Annotated in this window: 30 protein-coding genes; 1 reads left to right on the forward strand and 29 read right to left on the reverse strand. The window is 68.5% G+C overall.

Features of this window, described 5'->3' with window-relative positions; all coding sequences use genetic code 11:
* Positions 1 to 10: 10 nt before the first annotated feature.
* The 12 genes from Drose_RS06200 to Drose_RS38990 form a co-directional block, all read right to left on the reverse strand.
* Positions 11 to 346 (reverse strand): hypothetical protein, encoded by a 336-nt coding sequence (locus Drose_RS06200; protein WP_260727216.1) that lies wholly within the window; start codon positions 344 to 346, stop codon positions 11 to 13.
* 110 nt (positions 347 to 456) lie between these two features.
* Complete coding sequence (locus Drose_RS06205; protein WP_260727217.1) at positions 457 to 813, reverse strand: hypothetical protein; 357 nt, start codon at positions 811 to 813, stop codon at positions 457 to 459.
* A gap of 8 nt (positions 814 to 821) precedes the next feature.
* Positions 822 to 1,400 (reverse strand): phage tail tube protein, encoded by a 579-nt coding sequence (locus Drose_RS06210; protein ID WP_260727218.1) that lies wholly within the window; start codon positions 1,398 to 1,400, stop codon positions 822 to 824.
* 74 nt (positions 1,401 to 1,474) lie between these two features.
* Complete coding sequence (locus tag Drose_RS06215; protein WP_260727219.1) at positions 1,475 to 1,891, reverse strand: hypothetical protein; 417 nt, start codon at positions 1,889 to 1,891, stop codon at positions 1,475 to 1,477.
* A 14-nt stretch (positions 1,892 to 1,905) separates the two neighbouring features.
* Positions 1,906 to 2,352: a hypothetical protein gene (locus Drose_RS06220; protein WP_260727220.1), complete on the reverse strand. Its 447-nt coding sequence runs from the start codon at positions 2,350 to 2,352 to the stop codon at positions 1,906 to 1,908.
* Between the two features lie 16 nt (positions 2,353 to 2,368).
* Positions 2,369 to 2,698, reverse strand: a complete 330-nt coding sequence (locus tag Drose_RS06225) for a hypothetical protein (RefSeq protein WP_260727221.1) — start codon at positions 2,696 to 2,698, stop codon at positions 2,369 to 2,371.
* 49 nt (positions 2,699 to 2,747) lie between these two features.
* On the reverse strand, positions 2,748 to 3,086 hold the full coding sequence (locus Drose_RS06230) for a hypothetical protein (RefSeq protein ID WP_260727222.1): 339 nt from the start codon (positions 3,084 to 3,086) through the stop codon (positions 2,748 to 2,750).
* A gap of 13 nt (positions 3,087 to 3,099) precedes the next feature.
* Positions 3,100 to 3,873 carry a hypothetical protein gene (locus tag Drose_RS06235; RefSeq protein WP_260727223.1) on the reverse strand — a complete coding sequence of 258 codons (774 nt, stop codon included), beginning with the start codon at positions 3,871 to 3,873 and terminating at the stop codon, positions 3,100 to 3,102.
* Positions 3,870 to 5,561, reverse strand: a complete 1,692-nt coding sequence (locus Drose_RS06240; RefSeq protein ID WP_260727224.1) for a hypothetical protein — start codon at positions 5,559 to 5,561, stop codon at positions 3,870 to 3,872. The genes Drose_RS06235 and Drose_RS06240 overlap by 4 nt, the downstream gene beginning before the upstream one ends.
* 2 nt (positions 5,562 to 5,563) lie before the next feature.
* Positions 5,564 to 5,839, reverse strand: coding sequence for a hypothetical protein (locus Drose_RS06245; RefSeq protein WP_260727225.1), 276 nt, complete (start codon positions 5,837 to 5,839; stop codon positions 5,564 to 5,566).
* 9 nt (positions 5,840 to 5,848) lie between these two features.
* Positions 5,849 to 6,367 (reverse strand): hypothetical protein, encoded by a 519-nt coding sequence (locus tag Drose_RS06250; protein WP_260727226.1) that lies wholly within the window; start codon positions 6,365 to 6,367, stop codon positions 5,849 to 5,851.
* Positions 6,368 to 6,415: 48 nt separating this feature from the next.
* On the reverse strand, positions 6,416 to 6,658 hold the full coding sequence (locus tag Drose_RS38990) for an endonuclease domain-containing protein (protein ID WP_390891331.1): 243 nt from the start codon (positions 6,656 to 6,658) through the stop codon (positions 6,416 to 6,418).
* Here Drose_RS38990 and Drose_RS06255 point away from each other — a divergent pair.
* Positions 6,575 to 6,886: a hypothetical protein gene (locus Drose_RS06255; protein ID WP_260727227.1), complete on the forward strand. Its 312-nt coding sequence runs from the start codon at positions 6,575 to 6,577 to the stop codon at positions 6,884 to 6,886. The two genes, Drose_RS38990 and Drose_RS06255, sit on opposite strands and share 84 nt — an antisense overlap.
* A 193-nt stretch (positions 6,887 to 7,079) precedes the next feature.
* Here the strand turns inward: Drose_RS06255 and Drose_RS06260 are convergent, their stop codons facing one another.
* The 17 genes from Drose_RS06260 to Drose_RS06335 all read right to left on the reverse strand — a co-directional run bounded on the left by Drose_RS06260 (position 7,080) and on the right by Drose_RS06335 (position 19,838).
* Entirely contained in the window at positions 7,080 to 7,553 is a 474-nt protein-coding gene (locus tag Drose_RS06260) for a hypothetical protein (protein ID WP_260727228.1), read from the reverse strand.
* A 1-nt stretch (position 7,554) separates the two neighbouring features.
* Complete coding sequence (locus Drose_RS06265) at positions 7,555 to 8,028, reverse strand: hypothetical protein (RefSeq protein WP_260727229.1); 474 nt, start codon at positions 8,026 to 8,028, stop codon at positions 7,555 to 7,557.
* A 15-nt stretch (positions 8,029 to 8,043) separates the two neighbouring features.
* A complete protein-coding gene (locus tag Drose_RS06270) occupies positions 8,044 to 8,190 on the reverse strand; it encodes a hypothetical protein (protein WP_260727230.1) in 147 nt (48 codons plus the stop codon).
* Between the two features lie 12 nt (positions 8,191 to 8,202).
* Positions 8,203 to 8,409 (reverse strand): hypothetical protein, encoded by a 207-nt coding sequence (locus tag Drose_RS06275; protein ID WP_260727231.1) that lies wholly within the window; start codon positions 8,407 to 8,409, stop codon positions 8,203 to 8,205.
* 1 nt (position 8,410) lies between these two features.
* On the reverse strand, positions 8,411 to 8,698 hold the full coding sequence (locus Drose_RS06280; protein ID WP_260727232.1) for a hypothetical protein: 288 nt from the start codon (positions 8,696 to 8,698) through the stop codon (positions 8,411 to 8,413).
* Between the two features lie 4 nt (positions 8,699 to 8,702).
* Positions 8,703 to 9,851, reverse strand: coding sequence for a Mu-like prophage major head subunit gpT family protein (locus Drose_RS06285; RefSeq protein ID WP_260727233.1), 1,149 nt, complete (start codon positions 9,849 to 9,851; stop codon positions 8,703 to 8,705).
* 12 nt (positions 9,852 to 9,863) lie between these two features.
* Positions 9,864 to 10,229 (reverse strand): hypothetical protein, encoded by a 366-nt coding sequence (locus Drose_RS06290; protein ID WP_260727234.1) that lies wholly within the window; start codon positions 10,227 to 10,229, stop codon positions 9,864 to 9,866.
* A gap of 16 nt (positions 10,230 to 10,245) precedes the next feature.
* Positions 10,246 to 11,805, reverse strand: a complete 1,560-nt coding sequence (locus Drose_RS06295) for a hypothetical protein (RefSeq protein ID WP_260727235.1) — start codon at positions 11,803 to 11,805, stop codon at positions 10,246 to 10,248.
* A 130-nt stretch (positions 11,806 to 11,935) separates the two neighbouring features.
* Positions 11,936 to 12,178, reverse strand: a complete 243-nt coding sequence (locus Drose_RS06300) for a hypothetical protein (protein ID WP_260727236.1) — start codon at positions 12,176 to 12,178, stop codon at positions 11,936 to 11,938.
* Positions 12,175 to 14,112, reverse strand: a complete 1,938-nt coding sequence (locus tag Drose_RS06305; RefSeq protein WP_260727237.1) for a hypothetical protein — start codon at positions 14,110 to 14,112, stop codon at positions 12,175 to 12,177. Before Drose_RS06305 ends, Drose_RS06300 begins: the two co-directional genes overlap by 4 nt.
* Positions 14,094 to 14,348, reverse strand: a complete 255-nt coding sequence (locus Drose_RS06310) for a hypothetical protein (RefSeq protein ID WP_260727238.1) — start codon at positions 14,346 to 14,348, stop codon at positions 14,094 to 14,096. The genes Drose_RS06305 and Drose_RS06310 overlap by 19 nt, the downstream gene beginning before the upstream one ends.
* A 19-nt stretch (positions 14,349 to 14,367) precedes the next feature.
* Positions 14,368 to 16,044 (reverse strand): hypothetical protein, encoded by a 1,677-nt coding sequence (locus Drose_RS06315; RefSeq protein WP_260727239.1) that lies wholly within the window; start codon positions 16,042 to 16,044, stop codon positions 14,368 to 14,370.
* A gap of 8 nt (positions 16,045 to 16,052) precedes the next feature.
* A complete protein-coding gene (locus Drose_RS06320) occupies positions 16,053 to 17,525 on the reverse strand; it encodes a hypothetical protein (RefSeq protein ID WP_260727240.1) in 1,473 nt (490 codons plus the stop codon).
* Positions 17,526 to 17,755: 230 nt separating this feature from the next.
* Positions 17,756 to 17,968 (reverse strand): helix-turn-helix transcriptional regulator, encoded by a 213-nt coding sequence (locus tag Drose_RS38995; protein ID WP_390891332.1) that lies wholly within the window; start codon positions 17,966 to 17,968, stop codon positions 17,756 to 17,758.
* Positions 17,914 to 18,594, reverse strand: a complete 681-nt coding sequence (locus Drose_RS06325) for a GIY-YIG nuclease family protein (RefSeq protein WP_260727241.1) — start codon at positions 18,592 to 18,594, stop codon at positions 17,914 to 17,916. Before Drose_RS06325 ends, Drose_RS38995 begins: the two co-directional genes overlap by 55 nt.
* Positions 18,595 to 18,683: 89 nt before the next feature.
* Positions 18,684 to 19,484, reverse strand: coding sequence for a hypothetical protein (locus Drose_RS06330; protein ID WP_260727242.1), 801 nt, complete (start codon positions 19,482 to 19,484; stop codon positions 18,684 to 18,686).
* Positions 19,485 to 19,592: 108 nt separating this feature from the next.
* Positions 19,593 to 19,838, reverse strand: a complete 246-nt coding sequence (locus tag Drose_RS06335; RefSeq protein WP_260727243.1) for a hypothetical protein — start codon at positions 19,836 to 19,838, stop codon at positions 19,593 to 19,595.

The raw sequence follows: 19,838 nt of genomic DNA on the forward strand, positions 1-19,838 counted from the left end.
CCCTCCGCTGCTAGGTGGGTGGGTCGTCCAGGCTGTAGCCGTGCAGTTCGGCGTGCTCGCGGGCGATCTCCGCGATCTGCGCCTTGATGGCGGGATTCGACCGGCCACGACGGCGGCGGACGATCCCGGGCCGGTGATACGGCTCGGGCGGCTTCTCGTAGGCGTGCAGCGCCCAGCCGACGACACCGAGCCGGTCGATGATGTCGGCGAGCAGCAGGTCGGTGTGTGACCAGCGGCCGTGACCCTGCGGCGGCTCCGACGCCAGCTCGGCCAGATCGTCGTCGCTGAGCGCGTTCCGGACGGCCGTCTTGTACAGCGACTCGCCCGGCAGCGCGTCGAGGAGCACGTCCAGGCGCCGCGCGGTGAGCCGGGACGCGCCGCCGCCCTTACGGAGCAGGTCTCGCAGGTCGACGCCCTTCAGGAACAGGTCGCCCTCGATCTGCCGGGTGTAGCGGGCTACTTGGTCGGCGAGGCGAGCCGCGACGCGAAAGGGAGACCGGTCACCTTCTCCAGGTCGGCCATGAATGCGACGACCTGCCGGTTCGTCGGGTCGATCTTCGACCAGACCTTGGCAAAGTCGTCCTCGGCGAGGATCTTGCTCGCCCAAGTGGTGATCCGCCCCAACGCCAGGTCGTCGTCCGCCGAAGCCGGCCAGTCCAGGAAGTGCTTGACCTTCACGGCCGTGTCGGCGAGCGGCACGATCATCGTTTCATCGGCTGCATCCGGTTCCGTGGCGACCTCGGCGCGCAGGGCGTCGAGGTCGCCACGGTCCGGCGTGTCGGCGGGTGTGGTGGTGTCGTCGGGGGTTGTCATGGGCACTCCTAGCCGAGGTTGGGCAGGGCGAAGAACGGGTAGATGGCGTTTCCACTCGTGTCCGGGTAGGCGGTGAGCGTGACGCCCCAGTCCAGCGACTCCGAGCTGGCGATCTTCACGTCACCTTGGCCAGTGACCTCGACCGACGGGCAGTAGAACCGGACCCGGTTCACCCCGTCGACCATGTCGATGACCAACGCATACAGTTGCCGGCTGTAGGCGCCGGCTGCAACGCCGAAAGCACCAGTGACCGCGGCCGGGGTGATGGAGTTCAGTGCCCTGCGCCAGAAGACCTCCATGGTGCGGGCGTTCGTCTCACCAAACACCACGTCAATGGTGCGTTCCTGCTCGGTGACCAGAGTCCGCTGGATGTCGGTCGACCCGTAGAACTTCTTCTTCGTCGTCGAGATCGACTGCTTGATCGAGACGCCGGCCTCGGCCTGGCCGCCCATGTTCTTCCACGCTGCGGCGAGCGTCGTCGTCGCGTCGGTGGGGGCGGTCGATCCGGGCTGGGCCATCCAGACGAGGCCGGTGCCATCCGCGCCGGCGGCGCTGATGCCGGCGAGCAGGTTCCTGTTGTCGCTCACGGGCGCGGTCCTTTCAGGTGCACGAAAAACCCCGGCCGCTGGTGCGATCCGGGGCTGCGTGGTGGGTGCTGGTGTCAGCCGATGCCGGTGTACTGGTGGACGGTCATCTGGTAGCGCGCGCTGGCCCGGAACACGCTGGACGCGGACCAGGGCACGAGTTGCGGGGCGGACATTGTCTCGACCCGGCCGACGACCGCCCCGCCATGCTGGTAGCGCGGGAGCCTGGTGCGCAGCGCGGCGCGTACGTCCTCGCCGAGCTTCTCCGCCGCGTCCTCGCTGGAGGCGAACACGTCGATCTGAATGCGGGGACGATCGATGGTGAGCTTGTCGTCGGCGCCACCGAACCGGGCGATGACCAGCAGCGGCACGTTCGTCGCCAGGTTGCCGGGCGGCCGACGGTGGACGTTCTTGAACACGGCGACCTGGTCCGCTTCACCGATCTCGGCAAGGAACGCCTTCAGTAGGGCGTAAGCGGTGATATAGCCGGCCACAACGCCCCTCGACGTCAGGCGGTGGTGTCTGTGGTGCCGGTCTGCTTGTCCGGCGCCGCGGTTTCCGCCTGGTCAGGCGTGGACTCCGCTTCCGCGCTGCTCGACACCAGCAGCGCGTCGGGGTTTGCCGGGAGCGGCTCGGACTGCGGCTGCTGTTGGCCCGCCCGGCGACGCGGCCGGGCTGGGCTGGGGGCCGCGTCGACCGAGCCGATCGGCTCGGCACCGCCGGTGCGGTCGATGATGTCGGCGAGCAGCAGGTCGGTGTGTGACCAGCGGCCGTCGAAACCGGGGGCACGGTCCCGGTCGTAGGTGTCGAGTTCCTCGACGGACGGCTCGCGGGCGGTGCCCATCTGCAGCATCTTCACCGCCACCTCGTCAGGGATGTCCTCGACCTTGCCCATGCGGTCCACGTCCATGCCGGTGTTGTCGGCGTTCGGGACGACAACGATCGTGACGAGCATCGCGGCTCCTTGGTGATCAGATGTGGGTAGACAGAGCATCGAGGGCGTTTCCGAGCGTGCGCCGGGCTTCGACGTGCTCGTTCCCAAATTCCTGGGCTACCCCGTAGGGGTATCCTGTGGGATGGTTTGCAGACGGCACCGACCGGACATCGTTGGAGACGATGACGCTCGCCTTCCCGTCCCGGATCGCGGCGTCGACCTTGAAACCGCCGCCGGTCACCCCTGGGTCGTGGTTGGTGCCGAACGCGTACGCGCCGGTGTCGACGGCCGCGGTCCGTTCGGCGTCGATCCGAACCAGTTCGCCGAGGTGCTCCATGGCGGCGAGCATCTCCGGGGTGCGCAGCATGGCGGCGACACCGCGGCGGTTCTCGCGGAACTCGACGTCTCCCACGGCGTCAGCCGACGACCTGTGCGGTCACGCCAGCGGGCGCTGAGTAGTTCACCACGACCTTGTTCGAGGCCTGGTTGATGTAGCCCTTCAGCGCCGTCCGGCCCCATGACCTGGATGTGTTCGCCGCGACGGTCACCGGCGGCACCGTGCCGGCCGGTGTCCCAGCAGGCGTCTTGCCGGGGTCGACGAACGTGACGTCCGTCGGGGTGCCGGCGGCGAACACGGTGAACACGCCACCGTTTTCGATGTCAGCGCCGTCGATCCGGTCCCCGGACGCCACCGAGACCGGGGTCGAAACCAGGGAGACGGCACCGGTCGGGAAGACACCAACATAGTCGGTCATGGATTCCTCCAGTTCAGAGCAGCAGGTCGCCGTGGGCGGGTGCGGGCGGGAACGAATAGAGCGGCACGATCTCGAACACGGCGTCGGGGTCGTCGGGGTCGACGCCGGTGAGGGACTCGTTGCGGGCGGCGAGCTGCTTCAACATCTGGTCGGCCTGCTTGAACAGCCGATCCGACGTCTGGTTCGCGGTGTCTTTCGTCGGATCGTTGCGCTCGGGATAGCCGAGCTCAACGAAGGCGGCGGCCCTGATCGCGGCGCACGCGTTCGCCGACTGGTGCAGCGTTTTGTCGAGGTCGCCGGTGGAGTCGGTGACCCAGTTGACGGCGTCCATGATGATCACGTCGACTTGGCTGCCGGTGGGTCTGGTCGAGGCGTCGAACGTCAGCAGATCGGTGTTGCTGCCGTCCGCAGCGGGTACCAGTGGCCGTGACGGCACGTATGAGGCGACCCGGGCGCGGCTCGGCGTCCACTCCGGTCCACCGGCGAGCGGGTTGGGGGCGACGAAGAACCGCTCGTCGGGCTGGCAGGCGCCGACGCCGGTGACGTTCCAGGCCCGCACCCACCAGCCTGCGACGGTGTACTGGACTGCGGTGGCCGTGAACCGCTTCACCGCCTTGCCGTCGTCGTTGGTGAGCCCGACCCCGCCGTCGACGGGGATCGGTGTCCCGGTCGTGTTGGGGTCGGCGGGCGAGTGAAGCGTCAGGGTCACTGCGGTGCTGACGTCATACGGTGCGACGTCGAGGCATGCGGTCTCCCAGTCGCCGACCGACAGGTCAGGGATGGTCACAGTGCCTCCCGTCCAGTGCCGGTCTGGGTGTGCGGCCGGGTCGCGCCGGCGCGGGTGTAGGTGCGGGTGGCGCCGGGCTTGGCATAGGCGCGGCCGGCGTGCATCCGCACGTACCGGGCGGGGGCTGGACCGGGAATGGCCGGACTGAGGAGCGCGACCGCGACATCAAGCTCGAGCGCTACCGTGATGTGTCGCCGCTTCCCGCGGCCGGGTGTCCCGGCGCTGCTCGTGTCGCCCACGACAGCGATGAACCGCCGTTTCGCTGCCGCGACCGGCCGTGCGGTGTCGAGCCCCCCGGCCGTTCCGATGGCACGGCTGGCCGGGTTCCCGATCGGCAGGGCAGTACTGGTGTCGCCTGCGGCAGCGACACCACGGGCTTTGGCCCAGCCGACGGGACGAGCCGAGTCGGTTTCCGCGGCGGCGCCGACTGTCCGTGCCTTCGCCCGCGGAGCCGTCTGGGCACTGTCGGTCCCGCCGGCGGTCCCGACCTGGCGTGCCTTGCGCCGGCCAGCAGCGACCGTGGTGTCGGATTCGGCTGCCGGGCTGATGGTGCGGCTGTTGCCGCCGCCGGCGGCGAGCGCTGTGTCGGTCTCGGCCGCGATGCCGACCGTGCGCCGCTTCGCCCGGCTGGCAGGCCGGGCAGTCTCAGTGTCGCTGGCAGTGCCGACGGCCCGGGCCTTCGCGCGACCGACCGGGACCGTCGTCGCGGCCTCTGCCGCTAGGCCCGGAGCGCGGACCTTGACCCGGCCGGCGGGTGTGGCTGTGCCGGTTTCGGTGGCCTGGCCGACGGTTCGCCGCTTCGACCGGATCAGGGTGGCGGCGGCGTCCGTCTCGGCCGCGATGCCGACCGTGCGCCGCTTCGCCCGGCCCACGGCGACGGCCGTGTCGGGCTCGACAGCCTGGCCGGCGGCCCGCCGCTTCACCCGATTGAGCGTGACGGCGGTACCGGTGTCGACTGCGGCTCCAACCGCGACGGTCTGTCCGGCACCCCCACCGGCGTGACCGACAGCGACCTGAGGGCCGGAGCCATAGGTGAACACCGGCACTGAGCTCGTCGACACGGCCGTGCCGGCGATCGCCTGCTGGGTGGCCTGACCGGCCAGGTCGATGACCTGCTGAGCCGTGGTGGCCTGGTCGAGGAGTAGCAGCATGTCCGGTGCCGCCACGTACCACGCCTGCAGCGAGTAGGCAAGATTTTCGATCTCGTCCGGGGTAAGTTGCCGCTTCCAGACACCGACGACGGCGAGGTCGCCGACCCACGGGTCTGCGGCCGCCCACCGGCCGAGCTGCACCTTGCCGCCGGTGAGGTCGGCGCTGGACCCGCCGACCGACGTCCCGGCGGCGCTGTGCGTCCACGTGTTCGTGGCGTACACGTACTTGTGGCCGTTTGGTATGCCGGTGCCGCCGGACTTGTCGACCGCGAGGAGGCACCAGCCGTCCGCGACCGTGAAGCTGACCCCGGTGTCGACGTCCGTCGCCGACGAGACGTACGACAGCTTGTTGACGTTGGATATCTCGACACTCAGCGCTGGGTTGCCCGCGGACGGCTGAACGGCGACCGGGCACTGCCAGACCGAGTCGGCGCCGCGCCTCGCGATGATCGCGATGGTGTTCGCGCCGGCGGTGATCCCGACGAGGGTGCCGATCGTCATGTCGACGTGGTCGCCGGACGCCCACGTGCGCGCCATCGCTACTGCCCTTCGGGGAGGGTCCTCCCGGACCGCCACCAGCACACGAGCGCGAGCAGCGCCGCCTTCTGGGCTGAGGTGGCGGTCGTGCGGAAACCGGCGTTGAGTGAGGCGTTGTACGACGTGCCGGGCACGGTCGTGGCGGCCGAGTCGCACCAGTCGTCGACGTTGTCGACCGCAGTCCGCAGCACCGACTTCACGAATGCGCATGGCTCGCCGACGACGGTGCGCATATAGGCCCGCGTGACCGCGTCACGCTGGCCTGTGGTGAGCGCCATTGAACCCTCCTATGCCGTGTAGGTGAGGGCCGCGCCGACCATCTCGGCGTCGCCGGTGGCGGTGTCACCTGCGGCCGCGCCCTGTCGGGCGAGCCGGACCACCACGAAGTCGCCGGCGGCGAGCGAATCGGCGTTGGCGATCGTGATGGACGCCTCCTTCAGATAGCCGACGGTGCCGGGCACGGTGACGGTCGCCGTGTTCGCCACGGCGAACACCTTGGCGTCGACGTCGGTGGCGTCGCCGTCTGTGACGGCGGCTACCTGCGCGGCCCACACGACGTCGCCGCTCGTGGCGGACGTCATCTTGAACTGGACCTTCAGGACCGGCGCGGACGCGTAGTCGGCGGGCATCCGAAACGCCCAGGACGCCCACTCCTCGCTGGCCGCGTCGTACAGCAGTTGCAGGAAGTAGGGTGCAGGTGCTGTGCCGCTACTCTTGGCCCGCTGCATGGCAGGCGCCAGGTTGGTTGTGGTCCCGTCCGGCAGGATCGCCGAGCCCGGCGTGAGCAGGATGCTGCCCGTGGCCATCAGGAGGTCCAGCCAATCAAACAATACATAGCGGGCCTCCATCAATGTCTAGTCGGCGGCAGCGACCTGCCGGTCGAGGTAGGCCGCCGCGGCGCGCAGCCTTGTCGGGTCGTCGCCGAATAGGCCCAACGCGCGGTTGCAGTTCGAGCAGAGCAGACCCCGGATGCACTTTCCGCATGAGCGACTATCCGAACAGCACGAGCGATCGTGGTCGATCTTGAGCAGGTCGCTGTGATGTTTCGTCTCCGGTTGATTGCAGATGGCGCAGACGCCGCCTTGCGCAACCGTCATTTCCTCGAAGCGGTCGAGAGTGAGGCCATACCTGCCGAGATGTGCTACCCGACGACGACGAACTCGCTCCGCCTCGGCAAGACGGGCGCGGTGAGCATTGCTAGAAGCCCGGGCTCGTTCCCGTGTTCGCTTCGCCCGGCATTCGGGGCTGCAGAACTCTGGCGGTCGACCACACCGTCCGGACGGCAGTGTGAACTCGAATGGCTCGCTGCACTCAAGGCAAGTTGAGCTCTTCGTCGTTGACCAGCCGCGCTTACGGCGTACGTGTTCCTGCGATGAGATGGAGTTGCGTTTGCGGCGGCACGACTCCTCGCCGCAGGTGCTTGGGCGACCTCCGCCGCGCGGCTTCCACTCGAAGTGATTCCCACATATCACGCACGGCAACGTCACGCATCTATGATATCGCTACCGGGCAGCACTTTTACGATGCGCGGTAGAACACGTTTATCTGTGCTGTGGCATCACTTGAGTCCGGAGTGACAGCGAAATCGTGCTGGGTGCAGGGCCGGATCGCCGAGTCGGTACCCGTGGTCGAGTCGGAATCGTAGCCGATCACAAGGTCGGTGACCGCCGTGCCGGCACCGAGCGCCGTCCACGTCTGGTCGGCGATGTCGACGTCGACCCTGTCGTTCGTGTCGTCGACGGTGATCGTCATGCCCGACGCGTCGGTGATGACCTTGCGGGCGTAGTTGGCGTTACTGCCGGAGGTGAGCTCGGCCGTGTTCGCGTCGGCTTCGATCGCGGCGAAGTCGTCGAGGTCGCGCAGCGTCGCGTCCGTCGCCGACGTGTTGATCAGCCCGATGACGAAGACACTGTTGGCCGGGTCATTGGTGTTGATCCGGTTGGCGTACTCGGCGACACGACCCTTACTGATGTTGTAGACGAAGTCGGCCACGTCACGCCTCCCGCTGCAGGCCGTAGAACCAGTCGACGCGGGTGTCCCCGGCCACGTAGTGGTCGCGGGTTACCGGGTCGTCGTCGCTGCCATCCGCGACGTACTTGTCCGGCTGGTGCGTGATCCGGTAGCGGATGTCACCGGCGGCCGCGTGAATGACCAGCACGTCGGCGTGCACGAACGCGTGCGTGAGCGAGTGCGGGTCGCCGGCCGGGCCACCCGGACGCCGGACGAGCCTGGCGCATTCGAGCGTGATCCAGCCCTCCGACACCGCCCGGTCGACCCACCCGGTCGGCACGGCGCACTCGTCGGGAGCGTCGATGACCTCAACACCGGCGAGCGGCCAAGGTTCGTGATCGTCGCCCGGCGTTGCCGGGTTGACCAGCCTCTTGACGCCAGTCTCGGGGTCGTAGCGAACGACGCGCTCGCCGACGGTCTTGTCCGCCAGCTTGCGGACGGTGAGCAGGTTACCCACGGTTGACCCCCTCGGTCAGTTGAATACGGCGGCCAGCACCGGCCAGAAGAACGCGAGCGCGACGGCGCCGAGCATCGCCAGCGACACGTGCCGGGCCATCACCCCGCGCGCGGCGAGAACCAGCAGCAGCACCCCGAGCAGGGCAAGCAGAGCCTGGGCCATCGCACTCTCCATCTACGGCTTGAGGGTTCCCGCCGCCCGCTGCGAGGCGAGCAGCGCGTTGAGGGTCGTCCGCAGTGCGATCACGTCGTTGCGCAGCGCGTCGTACTCGGCCTTCGTCGGGTTCGCCCCGGCCGCCGCGACCGATGTGATCGCGGCAGCGTCAGCGACGGCCGCGGCGCCCTTGTCGCCGTAGTAGGCGGCACGTCGAATGGGAGGCATGTCAGGTTCCCTTCTTGGCGGCGGTGGCGCGCCGGCGGGTCGTCTTCGGCTTGGGTTCGTCGGCGGGCGCCGCCGCACTGGCAGGCGGGTCGGGTTCGCGGAGCTCGACCGGGTGCGGCCCGGGCCGCTCGTCGGCGGCGGGTTCGGGCTGGCCGTCCTGCCGGGCGGCGAGCATCTGACGGATCAGGTCGTTCTGCTCGGCGAGCAGGTCGGCGACGCGGCCGAGCTGCCGGCTGTGGTCGGCGTAGAACTCCTGGTCGATGCTCACCGCCCTGGGCAGGCCATCCATCGGGTCAGACTCCGCTTCCGTTGGAAGCGATCGTCATCCGTGTATCGATGAAGCTGCCCCCGAACACGTGGACGATCTTCTTCTCGGCCGCCTCGTGGTTGAACGACCACGGCACCTCGCCGCCGCCGATGCGGCGCATGTCCGGCAGCTTCTCGTACAACGCCGGCGCCTCGTAGCCGCGCAGGTGGCCGATCTCCAGCGCCGGACGGCCCGAGTTCGGGTTCGCGAACAGCCACCACGACGTCGCCGCATTCCCGCCGGTCACCACCGACGGAATCCACTTGTTGGTGTTGACGCGCAGGTTGCCCGCGACGCCGTTGCCCGCGATGACCGTGACGTCACCATTCGCGGCGACCGCCCGGTATTCCTTCGCGTCGAGGATCTCCCGCGCGGTCAGCGTCAGACCCGGCCCGACGACAAGCTCGACGGCGTCGATCTCGATCGGGTTGTTGTTGTCGTCGGTGCGCTGCATCAGTGTTGTGATCGCCAACTGCAGGTTCGACCGGGTCAGCGGCGGATTCCCCGTCATCAGGTTGCCGTTGCCGGTGCTGTAGTAGGTGGCGTTCGGGCCGGTCGCGTCGGCGAACAGGGTCGCGGCGAACCGCTCCTCGCTGTCGGTTGCCGAGTCGGCGAGATCCCGCGGGAGCCGCAGGAACATGTCGAGGTCGTCGTTGATCATCATTTCCCAGGACAGGGCAAACCCAGCCTCGTACTTCTTGACGGCGTACTCGTACTTCGCCTCCGTCTGCGCCCGACGCTTGTGCTCCTCGAGCTCCTTGACCTCGGTCAGGATGCCCCGCACACCGGACGTCGCGAACCGCTTCACCTTCCGGAAGTCGTTCACGGTCGCCGCGCGGACGTAGTTCCGCCACGTCGGCGTCGAAGCCGTGTACGCGCCGTACAGTTGGCGATCCAACGAGTCGGCCAGGTACAGCGGGAAGTCGGAGGACGACATCGCCTCCTGGAAAGCGCTCAGCCGCCGGCGACCTGTCTTGATCTGGTCGAGGAACCGCTCGGCCTCCAATAGCAGCTCCGGCTTGAGCTCCAGGCGGCGCGCCGCGACCGCCTGCTGGTCGCCGAACAGCGCGCCGAAGCTCGCCGCCTCGGCGTCCATCGCGGCGATGGCCGTGGAGAACAGGGTGTTCGTGGTCATGGTTGGGTCTCCTCAGCCGGCCAGGCGGATTTCGATGGTGGCGGTGGCGCCGGACCCGACGGCGCCGTTGGCGTTGCCGATGCGGGTGCTGTTGGTGCCGTTCGACTTCTTGGAGACGGGCGGGGTGTCGCCGTCGGTGTAGAACAGGTCGTCGCCCTCGGCGACCGCGACGTTGCCGCCGTTGCCGATGCCCTTGACGGCGAGGGTGGCGCAGCCGTCGAACTTGACGGTGGTCTTGCCCGTGACGGTGTCCTCGTCGGTGAGCGCGACCCCGGCCTTGTTGCCCCATCGCACCGGGTCGCCGGAGGCCGGGGTCGCCGGGTGGGAGACGGTGACGGCGAGCTGGTTACCGATCTCGCGCGTGATGTTCTTCGCCATGTCGTTCAGTCCTCTCTCAGACCGCTCGCCCGCGCGCCGCCGCGACAGCGGCTTCGGCGCTGAGTCCCCGGTTGCGGTATGCCTCCACCAGGGCGGTGTTCGGCTCGGCGTCCGGCGTCGCCCACGGGCTCGCCGGGGCCTGGCCGGTCGGCTGCGCGGTCTGCCCGAACCCGGCGACACGGCCGGCACCGGACGCCTCGGCGAGCTGCGCCAGGTACGTCTTCTCCGCGGTCGCCTCGGCCTCGACGAGCGTCTTCAGCGCAGCCTCGTCGAGCAGGCCGGCCTCCGTGAGCGGCACCCGCGCCACGACACCGGCGACGACCTTCGCCTGCGCGGCCCGCGGGAGGCCGGCCTCGGCGAGCTGGGCCTCGATGATCGGCCGGGCCTTCTCGACGGCGCGGAACCGGGCGAGCTCCTGCTCGGCCCGGGTGGCGCGGGCGGTCGCGTCCGCGGCCTCCTGCAGCGCCGTGTCGCGCTCCCGGACAGCGGTGTCACGCGCGGCCGCCGCCTCGCGGGCCTCGATCTGGATCGCGGCGGTGTCGACGACCGTTGCCGTCCCCGCCTGCCCCGGCTGTCCGCCGGTGTTGGTTCCCGACATGTCGGGCTCCTGTTCTCTCGGTGGGTTGGGTGAGCCGGTCGGCGGGGCGCCGTCCGTCACATCTGTGGTGGTGGGGGCCGGTTCGGCGGACTCGACGTAGTCGGTCACGACCACCGGCCGGTACACGGTTTCGGGGAGAACCTGACGCCGCGGCCCGTACAGCTCGATGCCGGTCGCGTGATCCCGGTACGGCTGCTCCCAGCAGGCGCTCTCGCCCGCGCCGCCGGTCTCGAACCACACGACGCCGCGTACTGGGTCGAAGTCGCGCACGTAGGCGTAGCTGCGTTCGCCCGACACGTATGCGGCGCGGATCGCGTGGTCGAGCAGCGTGCGGGTAGCTTCGGTCGGCGACTCCCGCAGCCGCGTGCGGGCCGACTCGAGCAGCGCCAGCACCTTCCCGCCCCGGCCGGCGCGGGTGACGAAGTCGACGGAGGCCGCGTCGCGGATCTCCTGCACGATCAGCCCGTCGCGGCCTTCGGCGGTGCCGTACTCGGCGAGCCCGCCGGCCCTGATACTCAAGCCGACTGCCTCGACGAAGTCCTTGTCGGAGAGCAGGTCACGGTAGGTGGGGAGCGGCTTCGCGAGAGCGACCAGCGCCCGCCGGTCAGCGTCGTAGCGGGCGTCCTCGGTGAGCACGGCCGCCAAGTCGCGCACCGACCGTTCGGGCCGGTCGTGTTCCTCACTGGCCGACGGGTGGTCCAAGTAGAGGTGCAGCCCTGCCGCGAATCGCCGGTCTCGGGCGGCCTGCTCCAGCACCGCGCCGGAGTAGTAGCCGGACGACCCCCAGCCTTCGGAGATGAGCTGTAGGAGCATGCGCCCGTCGTCGCTGGAATGTGTCACCGCGGCACCGCTGACCGTCTCCTGTAGCGGGGACACCTCGACGGCCAGCGCGGACTCGCGCAGCATGGCCCGGAAATGCGGAACCGCCGGTGTTTGGCCGGCGGTTCGCGGGGTGAACGTGCGTCGATATTTGGGCATGCGCGACCTCCCGGCGCGTCAGGACAGCGGCTGATGGCCGGATTTGGGCATGCAAGAGGCCGGGTCAGACGACCCGGCCTACTGGAAGATCAGAGAATGTTCAGTTTGGCGGGAGGAGTCGGCGTGTGGGTCAGGACAGGCCGGCGAACCGCTGCCAGGCATCGAACAGGTCAACGCTGTCATCGGCTGGGGTGAATACGAGACCGTCCTGTTCGTCGCCTCGGGGCTTGCGGTGATCGGCGCCCATGGCAATGTCGAACGGGATACCGGCCGGGTATGCGGCACAGCGCACCACAAGCGGCATCCCGTTCGGGTCGCTCGTCGCTTCACGGTGCTGGCACGACAAACACAGCGCCGGCACTTGGCTGGTCATGTCCTCACCATATCCAGTTCTTCGGCGAGGTGGCGCAGCGCGTCGCCCATCGCCTTGATGTGCGGGCGCGGGTTCTTGCTGGTGGTGTACTCCCGCCAGACCTCAGCCGTCAGTTCGTGGCCGTCCTTCGCGCCGTACTCGCTGACGGTCCGCCTCGCGCTCGACCGGCCACCGGCTAGCAGCCACGCATCAATAGATCTTTTGATGTCGCCGGATGTTCGCACGTGCTGCACGAGCCACCCGTTCGCGCCCAGACCATCGTCGAGCGCTTTGGTGAGTTTGGTGCGCTGCCGGCGGTCGGCGAGGGACAGGATGCGGAAGAACACGTGGTGACCGAACTCGTGGGCAGCCGTGCCCGCCGCGCCGGTCGCGTCCGAGTGCACCCACCAGCCCGATGCGCGTGCCCGCCGTACCGCCTCGTCCATCTCGCCGCGGTCACTGTCCCACCGTGGGTTCATGGAGATCGAGCGGAAGCTCGGGTTGTAGTAGGCCATGACACCGTGGCCGTGACTGCCGTGGTCGAACCTGCTCAGGTCGTCTATCTTGCCCAGTTCGAGCATGCTGCGCGGCGCGGTTTCTCCCTGACGGGACAGTTCCCCGGATAGCTCTTCGCGTAGCTCCGCGGACATGCCGGCCTGCGGCATGACCTTGTCGACGTGTGCCTGGATCTGCTCCTCGGACGGCGTGCCGATGACCCGCGCCGCGGCCTGCTCATCCCAGTGCGGCGACTCCCAGTTGTAGAACTCGTCCGACTTCTGGTCGATCCGCTTCTTGACGTAGAACAGCTTCCGTTCGAGGTCCTCCCGCTCCCGCGGGTCCTTGGTGGCCTGCAGTTGCGCGGTCAGGTCGTCGTGCTCCCGCCGGGCTTTGATCTTCTCGAATTCGCGGCGGGTGATCGGCTCCATGCGGGCGCCCGACACCTTGGGCTGCTTGCGGGCCGCTGGTGTTGCGGACGTTTTCGCTGGTGGCGGCTTCGGCGCCTTCGCGTTGCCGCCGAGGTCGGTGAGGAGTTTCGCCGCGATGCTGTCGCGGTCCTCGCCGCGGCGCAGTTCGATCCCGCGGGCCTTGGCGACCCTGCGCAACTGCTCGCGGCTGTAGCCGTGCAGCGGGTGTTTGTCGCCGTGTTCGCCGCGCCGGTGTGCGGCGATCGAGTCCTTGACCCGGTCGACCATCGGCCGCCACTGGCCGCCCTTCGGGTGACCTTTCGGGTAGCGGGCCTGGCCCGCGTCGAACACCTCGACCAGCACGCCGTCGAGTTCATCGAGTGCGGCGAGGAGGATCTGTTCGTCGTCGCCGAGCGGTTCCGCGTCGGTCAGGTCGTCGGGGTGGACTGGCTCGAATCCGCCCGATTCGACGATCGCAACCTCGACGAGGGTCGACGCGGGCGCGGCAGCGGCGAGCGGGATGTCGGTGGCCTGGCCGCCGAACGCGATCCGGAGCCGGTCGAACCGGATCGGCCCGGTCCGCCCGGAGATCTGCCCGGCCAGGGTCGTGTCGCCGGTGTACGCGAGGGTCACGTGCGGGAACCACGGTGTGCGAGGCTCGGGCATCGTGAACTCGACTGCGCCGTCGTGGAGGGCCTCCGAGACCATGCCCCGTATAGCGCCGAGCGTCTCGCTGGCGTTGTCCGGGTCGTCGCCGGCGAGGAGCACCCAGCACGGCTCCTCGCCATCCGGGTTGAACAGCGCCGGCGCGAACGCCTGGGCTTCGACCGGGAGCAGTTCGCGCCGCTCAACCATGTCGGTGACGGCGGTGATCAGTGCCGTGCGGGTCGACTCGTCGATCGCTGCGGCCTTCCCCAGGTAGTACAGGGTGAGGTGCAGCTCGTCAGCCGGTTCGCCACCATCGACGGCGATCTGCGCGGCGTCGGCTTCGGACGGAATCAGAGCGATCATCGCACCGGTGTGCGGCCCGGTCACGTCGGTGGCGTCCACGACTCGACCCGCTGGAACACGAGCAGCTTGCCGTTGGGGTCGACGCCGACCGGCTGGTATCGGTAGGTGGCGGCGACAACGATGTCGCCCTCTGGCCCGGCGGTGACCGCTCCGACCCTGCACATGTCGATGAAGGCGTCCATCTGGACCGCGATGATGTGCGCGTCATGCTCGTCAGCAATGACGATCCGGTCCCCGTCGCGGGTGGTGTTCAGCCATCCGTAGATGAGGTTCACGTCGACCTCCACGCTGGGTTCAGTTCCGGTTGCTGACGGGCCGGCCGTGGCCGTCGTCGCTGGCGGTATCTGAATCGTCCGGGTCCGTAGGCTGTGACGGTCCCGCGGCGGGCGGAGCCTGCTGGGCAGGTTTCGACGGCCACTGGAACTCGCCGTCCACGACCATCGCCTCGATGATCGTGTCGGCGTTGCGGACACCGAGCGCCGCCAGCAGCAGCCGCAGGATCTCCTCGGGCGGGATCGTGCCGGTCTCGTTCGCGGAGACGATCGCGTCGACGGCCTCCTTGACGGAGGTGTCGTCGAGGTCGGGCCAGACGGTGTCGATGGTGGTGTCGGTGTCGCCGTCGAGAGTGACGACCTCGCGGTCACGGAACCGATCGCGCTTGATCTTGCCCTTGAGTGGGCCCTGCGGGGCACGAACCGCTTCCGCGATGACGTACTGGCAGATCCGCTGGTCGACGCCGGTGTGCAGGTCCCGGCGCTGGCCCATCGTCAGCTCGGTCGGCTGGTCCAGTGTTTCGGCGACCGCCCGCGCGCCGGTCTGCCCGGGGTCGGACAGCAGCATCGTCACCGGCAGGCCGACACCGGCGGCGACCATCATCGCCAGCGGCCGGCCAGACTCCGAGTCGATCGTCGCGCCCGACTTCGGAATGGCCTCAAGGGTGTGGCCGACGCCGGTGACGGCAGTGGCACCGACCGCGTTCGGGTCGCCGTCGCCCGGATAGCGGGGCCCGGCGGCCGTCACCGCCGCCCGGATCTGCCGGGCCTGCTTAGCGCCGTCGGCGGTTGCTCGCCAGGCGAACTTCGACAGGGCGGCGACGAGCGACGCCCACTGCTCCAGGAACACCTTGTATGCCCTGGCCCAGTTGATGACGCTGTACAGGTCGGGGATGCCGTGCTGCCAGTGCTCGGGCCGGTTGACGTCCACGTGCAGCATCGGCGCGTCCCAGGCCACGTCGACCGTACCGAACCGTTTCGGCCTGGTCGCCGGCCGGTAGTTGACCGCCGGGTACAGGCGTTCCCGCTGGATCTGCTCCTTGTTCCCGCTGGCCGGGTCGAGGGTTTCCTCGATCCAGATGCGCCGGTAGTACCAGGGCTCGGTGCGGTCCTCGGGGTTGGTGATGATGTCGTCGATCTCGTCGGCGAGGACCACGCGGACCTGTACCTCGCCGGTCAGTGGGCGGGTGAACAGGGTGAGGAAGTATGCACCGTCGGTGGCGAGGGTGTGTTCGAGGCGGTCGCGGGCGGCGGCACCGGTGTAGGCGCGCTGGTTGCCCTCATCAGTGAGGAACGCGGAGACGACCGCCTGGACGTTCTGCTCCCCGTCGTGGCCTTTGCCGTTGGCGCGGGCGGTGATCTGCACGCCCTGGCCGTGGATGTAGGCCGACCGCAACTGCGTCGCGCGGACCAGCAGGGGGTTGGCGACGGCCATCAATCGGCAGACCGACCGCATCTGGCGGCGGCCGGCCGGCGTGAACTCCTGCTCTGTCAGCGCGGTGAACCGCTGCCAGCCGGGGTCGATGAGCCGTTGCTCCAGCTCGGACACCGACTCCCGTAGCGGCGCGCTGTCCTGTAGGCGCCGCTCGGCGAGCTCGTAGTTCCGGGCAGCGACGACCAACTGGGTGCGGGCGTCGGCCTCGGTGAACTGGGCGGCGGCAGGCCGGCGGCGGTTGCGGGAGCGGCCCAACGTCGACACCCCCGGTTCTACCAGGGGCTGATGCTGCCCTCTGCCTCGTACTGGTCGGGGTCTTCGTAGACGTCGGCACTGTCCGGCGGGGTAGCGGTCGCGGTCAGCATCAGCGCGTCGGCTCGGTCAGGCGATGGAAGGCCGCGACGCTTCATCTCATCCTTCGACTCGATGACGATCTGACCCCGCGACGTGTACTTGAACCGCAGCGAGCACAGTTGCGAGGCAAGCTCGTCGTCTTCGGGGTCCAGGTCGATGTCGCCCTGCTCAAACCGTTCCCTGAGGCCCCAAAACCACTCGGCCCGTGCATTGAGAAAATGCTCGGTGTCGATGGCGCTGGCGCCGGACTGCATGTCGACGACGTCGTATCCGAGCTCGGCGAGCCGATCGACGACGCCAGCCCCGACGCCAATGCCGTCGACGCGGATTTCGTCGACGGCATTGTCCTGTGTGGCGGCGATAACCTGGCCGGTGGTCGTCATCGTGTCCTGCTGGACGTGGTCGCCGATGATGCGGGCGACCGGTCCCCGGCGGTGTGCAAAGACCGTTCGGTCGGAGCCGTATCGGGCGACATCGACGCCGAGGATGCTGTACGGCCCGGGTGCGAGGTCGCGGTTACGGGCGGCCTCCACCCAGCGCGGCGGGATGAGCACGTCCTCGGAGATCTCCGGGAATTCGCCGAGTACCTTCGCGATGTAGCGGGGCGAGGTGACGCCCCACCTGCGGCGCTTGTCCTCCACCCAGTCGGGGGAGAGCATGAGGGGCCGGAGCGAGTCGGGGATGTCTTCGCCGGTGAAGTTGGGGGTGTCGAACGCAGAGACAGTGATGACGTTCCAGCCGGAGCCCGGCTTGCAGATGTCCCCGAATTCGGTGTTCGGATCGTCCGGGTTGCCGATGGCGAGGATGTGGACGTCGTCGGTGGTGGTGATTGCCTCGACGGCGGTCCATAGCTGTCGCGGGATGCCGCACGCTTCATCGACAATGACGAGCATGTGTCGGCGGTGGAAGCCTTGGAAGCCGTGCTGGTCGTTGTTGGCCGGCTTCCGGCCCCTGCCCACCAGTTTGCCGTTGTCGAGTTTCCACTGGTCCGAGTCGAGCACCCGGCCGGGCAGCTTGTTTCCGCGTGCGTCAGCCACCATGGCGGCGTCGCGGATCTCTTCCCACAGAAGGTCATGAACCTGCGGGTATGTGGGGGCGGTGGAGATCACGATGCCGTTGTCTTCGCCGTACGTATCGACGAACCACGCTGCGATTCGCGACGCCACCCGGGTCTTGCCCATGTTGTGACACGACTTGACTGCGGTCTTTTTGTGGGTCGCGACCGACTCGGCGACCTCGCGCTGCTTCGACCACAGGAACTCGCCGAGCTTGTCCCGAACCCATGCGACGGGGTCGGTGAGGTATGGGCTGGGTGGCTTGGGCTGGAATGCTTCGGCGAGCTTCTGGAGGGCGAGGCGTTCGAGCGGCGACAGTTGCGGGGCGATGGTCACCGCCGGCCACCTCGCTCAGTCGACGCCGAGGGTCGGGCCCTGCCGGACTTTGGGGGGAACAGGCAGGACCCGACCGTGGCGCGCGACCGCCCACCCCTCGAAGACGGTCGGCGCCGCCCGGCACATCGCGGCTGATCCGACCCCGAAGCAGGTCAGCGGCGGTTCCCGGGGCATGAAAAAAGCCCCGCATGGTGGCGGGGCTTCCTAGCGCTGTACATAATCCAGCACCATCAGTCGCGGACTTTACTGGACGGCCTAGCGTTTTGTCTAGGCACCATGCCGCAGAGTGCTTTGTCGACGTCCTCGCGCCGATAGCGGACGCTGCCGTCGGGGTGCCGATAGCGTCCCCAGTGCTCGGCGCTTGCCATCTTGTAGACCGTCGACTTCGCTACCCCGTAGATCTGAACGATCTCGTTGACAGTTGCGTAACCGAATCCGGGCATGTCGCCTCACCGCTCTGCACAAGGTCTTCAATGTGGGACCGGAGGCGTGACGACAGCCTGAACCACTCCGTTCGTGGCGTGCGTTCGGCGGCGAACCTGCGGTGGTAGCTCTTTTCTACCTCGTAGGAACCGGGGATGGTGTGGATCACCGCTCCTGGCGGGAGGTTGATCGCCATAAAGCGCTCGATCAGGTTGGTTGTCGTCCCGATCTTTACCTGGTCCCCGACGAGCGCGAAGTAGACCACCGGTTCATGCTTCCTCGGCCCCAGTTCTGCTGGGTGAACAGCAGGTGCAGAGTCTAGCCGAACCAACCAGTCCGGCTTGTTCGGCTCACTGTCGAACGTCGTCTTGTACTCGCGGCCAGCCCGGACCCAACTGGAGGGTGGGTAATTCGCATAGGTGTCAGGTAGGAGCGCCAGCGTCATCTCCTGGACGTGGGCGCCGCAGAGCGGAACGACCTCAGTGCGTTCGGCGGCCAGGTCGCAGCCCGCCGCTGCGCATCGGATGGTTTCGGCTTCATGTGCGACTACACGGACGCCTGCGCCACATCCACACCTGAAGGTGCCCTTCGGAATGGCGCGAGGCTTCATCTCCCGCGAGCAAACGCAGGTCACGGTAATCTGCATTCGTCGACTCCTTACAGTCGGCTGAACCCCGGGTGTTACAGCACCTCCGGGGTTCGCTAATTCTCTCTCAAATGCGTATCTACCTGTGACTATGCTGCGGCCTGCAGCATGCGCCGGCCGAGCTTCAGCCACTGCGACGCCGGCCACTGGTGCTCGTCGTCGTGGTTGCACATGATCTGCGGCGGGAGCCGGTCGCCGTCACGCCGCAGGATCGTCCACAGGTTTCCGGGGCACGGTTCGCTGTCGTCGACCTTCTCAGGGCAGGCCAGGTACCGTTCGCCGTTCAGGCCGGGCAGCTCGAACACCCGCACCCCCGTCGGGAACGCGGTCCGATGCGCCTCCCGGGACAGATCCCGAAGTGCGGCGGCATGCTCGCCGGCGCGGTCGTGGGCGGCGAGCCAGTCGGCGGACCGGGCGACCAGCCGGGCGAGCGCCGGCACCCGGAACGTGTGCCGGGTGCGGATGGTGGCGGGCATGGGGCCGATGAACCCGTGCGGACGCTCGGCGATGGTGGTTGTGGTTTCGGTTGGCCAGCCGAATCCGCGCTGGCTGCAGACGAGCCGGGCGAGCTGGTTGAGCAGCGTTTCGATGTCGCGGCGGACGGCGGCGGCGCGCAGGTTGAGGTTGATGTTGGGGTTGCGGTTGCCGCCGGTGGTGCGTTCTCCGGGCTGTCCGGTGCGGTGGAGGGCGAGGGCGAGCTGCCGGTGTCGGGCGGCGATGGTGAGGGTGTCGATGCCGATACAGCGGGTGTGGTGGGTGCAGAGTTTGAGACCGTCGGCGGCAAGTCCGGGGAGGCAGCCGTGGCATTTGGTGCGGTCTGGGCAGGTGTCGGTGTGCCGGTTGGGGATGGTGCAGGCTGTGACGGCGCACAAAGGACGGGGGTTGCGCATGTTCGACTCCTGTATCCGCTGGTGACGCGTACGATCGGCGGATCAAGAGCGCTGGGTGGCGGGCTTGGTGGGCGGCGTCCGGCGGGCAGGTCGGGCGCCGTCTTCGTGTCAGGCGTCGTTGAAGCGGTACGTGACTGCGTCCGGTAGCGGCTGGCGTGCGCCGTAGGCCCGGACGCCGGAGAAGATGCTCGGGTTCGCGTCCTCCAGCTCGCCGGCACACAGCGAACACAGGTCGATCGGCGCGCTGTCGCTGACTTCGCGGTCGGTGAGTAGCCTCGGCGGCCAGCATCGCCACTGTCCGCTGGAGTCGTTGTCACAGTCGGGCATTTCGCAGGTAGGAACGTCAGCCGTCAT

This window comes from Dactylosporangium roseum, assembly GCF_025264685.1.
In the GTDB taxonomy this organism is placed as follows: domain Bacteria; phylum Actinomycetota; class Actinomycetes; order Mycobacteriales; family Micromonosporaceae; genus Dactylosporangium; species Dactylosporangium roseum.